Source organism: Acinetobacter sp. WC-323, from assembly GCF_000314615.1.
Lineage (GTDB): Bacteria > Pseudomonadota > Gammaproteobacteria > Pseudomonadales > Moraxellaceae > Acinetobacter > Acinetobacter courvalinii.
In genome coordinates this window covers 1-7,591 of sequence record NZ_AMZS01000031.1, presented here as the reverse complement: position 1 = coordinate 7,591, position 7,591 = coordinate 1, and the positions used below count along the sequence as shown (strand labels likewise).

Below are 7,591 nucleotides of genomic sequence, written 5' to 3'. Positions count from 1 at the left end.
TTTTAATATACAAAGATATGCTCATTTTTTATATCGATAAAAATGTTAAAATTTGACTATTTAGTAAAAAATATAGAGATATTTATGGGGCAATTTATCATGCCCTTTTGCTTTGAGCGACAAAATGTTCAATTTAAGATAGTAAAAATTAACTCAGAACTACTGAAAATCAAAAAGATTAAACAGAGTCAGAAAGTAGTAGTACAAGCAAAGTTCAAAATAATCTATGTGAAAATTTGGCAAAAAATATTGCTATTAATGCAAACGGAGCCATGCTTACGTGTACATTCTAATTATGTTGCAATCTTACAGTTGATACATAATCTTGATGATTTTATCGAAAAATCACAGCAACACTTGTGCTTTGAGAGAAAAGCTCAGAAAGAGCTAGATGCTAAATTTTTTGCTAGATTTTTTAAGCTGACAAAAAGTTCAATCAAAGATCAACTTTTACAAAATTGTTCAGATCGTAATGAATTTAACCAATGCAATTTGATAAAAAATTAAGCGAAAGCGAATATGCCAAAGATTGAAACAGAAGAGCAATTCTTAGATTTAGCAGAAAAATTAAAAGATTATTGTTATTACATATGTTGTGAATACACAATTTGTCGATCTATCAGATGATTTACGTGAAAAAGCCCAGCTCTATATAAGGAAGCCAACAGATATATGGTATATATCTAGTCTAGACAATTAGGTAAATATTATTTCTAGCTTCTTTAAGTTATTTTGCATGCCGACTACTAGTAATACCAAGAGCTGTCTCAACGTTATTTGATTCTACAAGCGAGTTTTTTAACATATCGGCAGTATCAAGAATTTGCAAAAATTGATAAAGCTGAGAATAAGCAAAAACATGTTTGTGATCTCTTTCGCTATGTATCACGATATGTTCTGGATTCTAATCATGCTGAATTATTTCAAGAATGCAGTGAGCTACTAAATCGCTATGTCATGTACGAACGTAACTTGAAAAAGGAGGATCGTAATCAACTTTTTAATATTAAAGATTTCAAACAAGTACAAGCCATAGAGTATTTATCGGCTCTATTAATAATTTTTAAAAGACTTGATGATCGTCGTGTTGTTCATCGTCAGCGTAAGTCAAAAAAAAGTAAAGTTTTGCAATGGCCGACGAAAAATGAACTCAAAAAATTTCGTGAAATTAAAACGGGTAAGCAAGTAGATATTGGACATAACGCAAAGATCAGTATTTATGATGCCGCTCTTCACAAAGATGAAGAGGGTGAAGTTGATCTATTAGATCCTGAAATGGAGTTTTATTCAGAAGATGAAAAGTCTAAAAATTTAAATTATATACTCAGCGATAATGCGACGCATCTAATGCGGCATCGCCAGCGCCGTCATGCTCCTTTTGTTACAAATCCACATTATTTGGCGCCAGATATACTGAAGCAAATTGTTTATGTGTTGAGAACCGAGTTATCCGGGCACTGGAGGGATGCTGCAATCGCTGCAGCATGTTTATTGTCACTTTTGACGGGATTATCACCCGTCGCACTGATGGATTTTAACGAGCTTATTCAAGATGGAATTTTGATCCAGAATGGTTCAAGTAGACGTCGCGAATATTTACTCAAATTAAATCTTAAAATTACAGAGCAGAAGATTAAGAGCTTAAATCATGTGCGGTGGAATGAAGTGATGACACATCAACTACATTTACCTTCTGCTTGGTTTGACTATATAGAACAAGCATCGAATCCACTAATTTCATCAACACACATTAATACGAAACTTAAGAATTGGCTTGATAATCGGTTTGTAGGTTCGATCACTGTAGAAAAACTGCAGGCTCAATTATATTTTCATATATATTATGAAACATATAATGAATATCTTGCTCATGTAATTGCTGGGCGGGATAGTCAGCATCACATGCCTGGTATCTATTATGGCGGGCTACCGAAAACTCAACTCAGTAGCACATATCTAGCCTTTTTAGAAAAAGCACTTACACCACATTCCACACATTTTACTGAAGACACGGCTGAACTAAAAATATTGCAACAACAATTCAAAGTGCAATCTGCATTATCTATAGGAAGGATAGGGAGCCAACTGGCACTTGAACCCAATTTTGTGAAAGAGCAATTCCATATTTTACATAGACATTGTCACGAAAACATCCAAGAAGATAAGCACATTATTAATCAACTTAATGCATATGCGTGTTGGATGTGGCATATCAGTTTGTTGAGTTTGGCAAGTCGGCCTAAAAAAAACCTGTTGGGGAATTTGGATGATTATTGTGTTGAGCTCAAGCTTTTATATGTGAATGATAAAAAAAATAGTAAAGCAAGAAAAGATGGTCGTTTTATCCCTTTATCTGATTTTTTCATAAAAACACTGCAAAATTACACTGCCTTTTTAGAACAAATTATTGAAGCGTACGGTTCATTTTTTAGACAAGTCTTTGCAAAGAAGAAGATAACTGTAAATGATCTTTTTGGTAAGGTCATTTTTAGTAAAGATATCTTGCCGATAACTGTCAAAGAATGGCAGAGCAGGAAAATTAAGTTAATCCCTTTATCGAGAAAATGGGTGAATTCATATATGCAAGGAGTCTTTCCAAAGAATATGTATTCGAATTGGTTACGTCATTTTGACATGAACTTTTTGATGCATGAGCAGCAAGAGGGTAAACCAGCATTAGCTTTTCACTTAATTCAGGCCCTGTATGGTCATGACCAACGTGACCGAGAGGCTTTTCATCCGCATTCTTCACTTATCCCGAATGTCTATGTACAGCAAGCCCGCCAGCAATTGCAAGATAATGTCAAATCTTTATCGATTAAACACTTAGAGCGAAAATAGTTGTATGCAAAAAATCAAAGAACTAATAAAACCACAACTAGATGATCTATTTGTTGATATTCATAAAATGGTGAAAAAGTCGCTAGATAGACAGCCTTCTCCACCTGAAGTATTGACGAAAGAAATGCAGCAAAAACTTGATCAGCAGATCGCTGAAAAATGGCATGACATTAAAGATAGTGTTGATTGTTTGAGTCAAAAGTTGAGCCGAGACGAACAATCAAAACTGATGCAATTTACTGAAGATGAATTTAATAAAAGAAGGAAGCAATTCAACCAGAATGTAGATAAAAAATCATACAGAATTAAGCTAAATCCACATACTAAACGGATCGTACTGCCTAGAAAAATTGAGAGTACAGAGTCACGGTTAGAACAGGGGCATCTACATATCCATGTACTTAAGGAATTAAGGCAGTATTGGCAAGATTCATTTGAATATTGGAATGAACCAAAGTACTTATGGGGAAATTTATGCTTAAGTTTTATATATATTTCAGGCTGTGCAGATGAACAGCATTTGATTGCTATTCAGAAGCAATTGCAGGAGGCCATTGAGCTTGGTACAGATCTGAATTGTTTTCGGTTATACCATTCGGACTACAAAAAAATCACTAATCCATTGTTACTACATTATCGTGTTGAAAACTCTCAATATGGCAACGATGTAGAACAGGGAAAGTTGTACCAATGGAAACATGTTTTTTTTAACCCATATGCGCAGTTCATTTTGCAATATTTAAAAAAGTTGAAAGCTACTCAGAAAGAATTTTGTCTGCAACATTCAGTTGAAGATTGTATTTTAGAAAGCTTGAGTAAGATAGGCAGGAAAAAAAGTCTTGGGGATCTGCAATATCAAATTAAACGCCGTGGATTTCGTGCATTTAATGATGTGCAAATGGTACTCGAATTTAATCCAAACCTCAGCATAGATATATTTTTGAGTAATGTGCTTCAGCAAGAGATTAATACTGTTGCTTTAAGGCCATCCGAATTTAGATTGCTGTGGAATAATGATTACAATCAAGTCACAGAACCAGATAATCGCCCTATTCATTTTGAACAAGAGCAGTTACTTCCTGAAGTTCCGACTGTTCAAAGCAAATTACAAACGATTCCGTATGAGTTGATGTTGTTTGGTCAAAAGAAACGTAAAGGTCAAAAAGTTGAGCGTTTAGATAAAAAGAGGAATAAAGAAGAACGCACGCTACGTTTTTGGCAAGAAACTAGAAGGGTGTTAGAGGAGAAGATAGTTGATGCTAATACAGAGGAAAAGTCTTTAATTGATGCTCAACTACGCTTAATTCACTGGTTAATGCATTTAAAAAAACGAGGGCTTCAATTATCAACTATTGAAAGCTACTTAGGATCGTTTGGCAAAGAATTTATATTTGAGATTTGGCTCAATAAATTAGATTTAAAGCAACAATCCATAGATGACTATGAGGATTTATATCGGCAGCTATTGAAATACAGCAGTGAACGTGATGAAAAAGCAGTTCAACGAGATTCGGTGAAAGGAAAAACCTCTCGTAAGATGCACCAAAGCGCAGAATACCGTTTTGGTCGCCTAAAAGATTTTCATCAATTCTGTATAGAGAATTATGATGCTCCAGGGGTATTGGTGCTACAGAATTCAAGTTTTAAGCATTTACAAATTTGCAATGCACGGCTAGTGAGTCCTTTGCTATTTGGCAAATTATTGGAAAAACTAGAAAATTTAAGTCAAGAGCCAACGGCATCAGAGTGGGTCGATCATCTGAGTTGTTTAAAGCTGATGTATTTACTAAGTTATAGAACTGGACTTCGATTAAATGAAGTTCGTTGTCTTAAAATACAAGATATTATTTGCCCAGAGCTACTTTATAAAGAAAAAGAAAATACAGTTTTTAATAATATCACGCTTCATATCCAAGACAATTCATATCGCCGTCTGAAAACGCGAAGTGCGAATCGTCAAATACCATTGAAAATTGCATTGTCAGAACATGAGTTTTTAGTAGTACAACGTTACATACAACATCGTTATGAGCAATATTTGGTTAATCAGCAGGATGATCTACTTTTTAGTGTGAATCATCGTGTATTAACTGATCAATGTATCAGCAAAATTACAGTAGATTTGTTTAGTCAAATATTAGGTATGCATCATGGCTTTAGTTTTCATACATTACGCCACAGTGCTGCTAACTATCTAGCAATAACTTTGCTCGGTTCAAAAGAAATGATCAAGACCTACACAGATTGTCCTTGGGTAAAAGCAAAAAAGATGAGGGATTTATTGTTTGGTATGAAAGCACGTGCTCAAGAAGAGATTATTCAACATAAATGGCAGGTGCTCGCCTCTTGGATGGGGCATAGCAGTATTGAGCAAACGGCTTCAAATTACCTTCATGTTTTGGATTTATTAGCAGTCGATCGAATTTATAATTCGCCGTGTATCATTTCAAAAAAAGTATTAGAACAGTGTTTTAGTCCAGTGAAGTCAAGTACAGACTACATAAACCTAAATCGTTATACTCAGCAGCAGAAATGGTTTAATTCTTATCAGCAAACACAGCCAGTTACGATGGCTGGCCGACAAGAAAAGAAGTTTAGTATAGAGAAGAGTACTCTGACACCTTTTCAACGTTTGATAAGTTTTAGAGAAGGTCGTTTAAGCGAAGATACCCAAGCTCAAGAATGGATGCAACGATGTCAATGGATGAGCACTAAATGGATGGATCGCCAAAAATTTAATTTAAAAACGAATTATGTTTATAGTAAGAATTTAGAAGAGAGTTGGTTTGATGAACTTTACGAAAAGGCTAAAAAACTGACTCGTCCAGATGAAATAATTCCTCTCCTTGATTTTCATTATAAAGATGATAGGCAGCAAGATGCACTGAAAGAAAAGAACATGGTTAAGGCGCTTAAAATATTATTATTATTTGGAAAACTGCGTAAGAATTTTCTACATTTTCAATGCCGAATGAAAGGTGATGAGCAACAAATTGTTAATTTTATTACTGGTATAGAGCCAATGTTAGGAGATCATCTGTATTTAGAAAAACAAAACTACCCAGTTAATTTGGATGCTCCTGAGCGAACCGTTAAATTTAGTTTTCAAAGAGTTGTCGGCTCTAACAAAAAAAATGTTACTCCGCTGGTTATATTTAATTTAATGTTAAAAATGATGCAAAAAGATGAACTCTGGTTGAAATAGCCTAAGCAAACTAAAAGGGGAATTGTTTAAAAATCTCTCTGGTTATAAGTAAACTGTCTTTATGAAAAGCATCATACTAACTTTGATTCATAATAAAGGGAATTTAAAAGCTTTAGCATCACAATTTGGTCACTGGATTTTAGACAATAGTGTAAAGATTAGCACTTTGGTAAATCGATGAGCTAAAGTGTTGTAGTCCAAACTCGATCTGACAATTACCCATTTTTTAGTGTGCCCGTCAGGTTAAATTTGAACTGAATTTTTCTCAGCCCAAATTCATTTCCAATCAAGTTATGTTTCAAGTGGCGTGGAGCCTGTAAATTATTTTGTGTAAGTTCCATTTTTTATAAATGATCTTTTAATCGATCATCGAACTGAATCGTAAACCAATTCATTGCTAAACGCCAATTTTGAATTGGCATCGTCCATTTCTTCGCAGCATTTGATGTTGCTAAGTAAATGACCTTCTTTACTGAGTCATCAGATGAAAAGATTTTCCTTTTCTTCGTTGAATGGCGTATTACGCTATTCAACGACTCAATCGCATTTGTTGTATAAATAGCATGACGTATTTCGGCTGGATAGCTAAAGATCGTTCGGATATTTTCCCAATTGGCCCGCCAGGATTCTCCAATTTTGGGATACTGGTGATTCCATTGATCACAGAAGATGTCTAGGGACTTTAAAGCATTTTCCTCTGTACTTGCCTGATAAATCGCTTTCAGACCCGACGTAACAGCCTTGTAGTCTTTCCAGCTTACAAATCTCAGGCTATTGCGTACAACATGCACAATACACAGTTGAATATCAGTATGAGGGTAAACAGAGGCTATCGCGTCAGGAAAGCCTTTTAATCCATCTACACAGGCAACAAGAATGTCCTGTACTCCTCGATTTTTTAGCTCTGTCATGACTGACAGCCAGAATTTGGCACCTTCTGTCTGAGCAATCCACATACCCAGTAATTCTTTTTGCCCATCCATATTGATGCCTAAAGCAAGGTATACGGACTTGTTAATCACATTGGAGTGCTGACGGACTTTGACAACAATACAGTCAAGATAGACAACAGGATAAAGGCTATCTAAGGCTCTATTTTGCCACTCAGTCACTTGCTCAATCACAGCATCGGTAACTTTGCTGATGAGAGATGCTGACACATCGGCATCGTACATTTCTTTGAAGAAGGCTACAATTTCCCTATTAGTCATTCCTTTTGCATACAGTGAGAGGATTTGGTCATCCATACTGGTGATGCGTGTTTGGTGCTTTTTGATAATTTGTGGCTCAAATGAACCTTCTCGATCACGGGGAATATCTAAAGCCAGTTGTCCATCTTGAGTTGTAATGGTTTTAGAACTAAACCCATTACGGCTATTTGAGCCTTTCTTGGGCTGATGCTTTTCATAACCGAGATGGTCTGAAAGTTCAGTATTGAGTGCAGTTTCAATCATGAATTTTTTAAAGACTGCTGTCATTTGGTTTAAGTCTTCTGGTGTTTTTAGACCTTTAGCCAATTCGGCAGCCATACTTTTGATTGTTGCT

General features: G+C 35.3%; 3 protein-coding genes and 1 pseudogene. 3 read left to right on the top strand and 1 reads right to left on the bottom strand.

Features of this window, described 5'->3' with window-relative positions:
* Nucleotides 1-42 precede the first annotated feature (42 nt).
* The 3 genes and pseudogenes from ACINWC323_RS0118840 (at nt 43) to ACINWC323_RS13980 (ending at nt 6,046) form a co-directional block, all read left to right on the top strand.
* Nucleotides 43-507 carry a hypothetical protein gene (locus ACINWC323_RS0118840; RefSeq protein WP_000911012.1) on the top strand — a complete coding sequence of 155 codons (465 nt, stop codon included), beginning with the start codon at nt 43-45 and terminating at the stop codon, nt 505-507.
* Between the two features lie 12 nt (nt 508-519).
* Nucleotides 520-2,841, top strand: a pseudogene (locus tag ACINWC323_RS13975) (hypothetical protein).
* 4 nt (nt 2,842-2,845) lie between these two features.
* Nucleotides 2,846-6,046: a tyrosine-type recombinase/integrase gene (locus ACINWC323_RS13980; RefSeq protein WP_006582679.1), complete on the top strand. Its 3,201-nt coding sequence runs from the start codon at nt 2,846-2,848 to the stop codon at nt 6,044-6,046.
* A gap of 344 nt (nt 6,047-6,390) precedes the next feature.
* Here the strand turns inward: ACINWC323_RS13980 and ACINWC323_RS13985 are convergent, their stop codons facing one another.
* Nucleotides 6,391-7,584, bottom strand: a complete 1,194-nt coding sequence (locus ACINWC323_RS13985; protein WP_221408631.1) for an IS256-like element ISAba26 family transposase — start codon at nt 7,582-7,584, stop codon at nt 6,391-6,393.
* Between the last annotated feature and the right edge of the window lie 7 nt (nt 7,585-7,591).

What these genes read in the sequence shown, in the direction of transcription:
- ACINWC323_RS0118840 (WP_000911012.1), top strand. Translation starts at nt 43, where the DNA reads ATGTTAAAATTTGACTATTTAGTAAAAAATATAGAGATATTTATGGGG.
- ACINWC323_RS13980 (WP_006582679.1), top strand. Translation starts at nt 2,846, where the DNA reads ATGCAAAAAATCAAAGAACTAATAAAACCACAACTAGATGATCTATTT.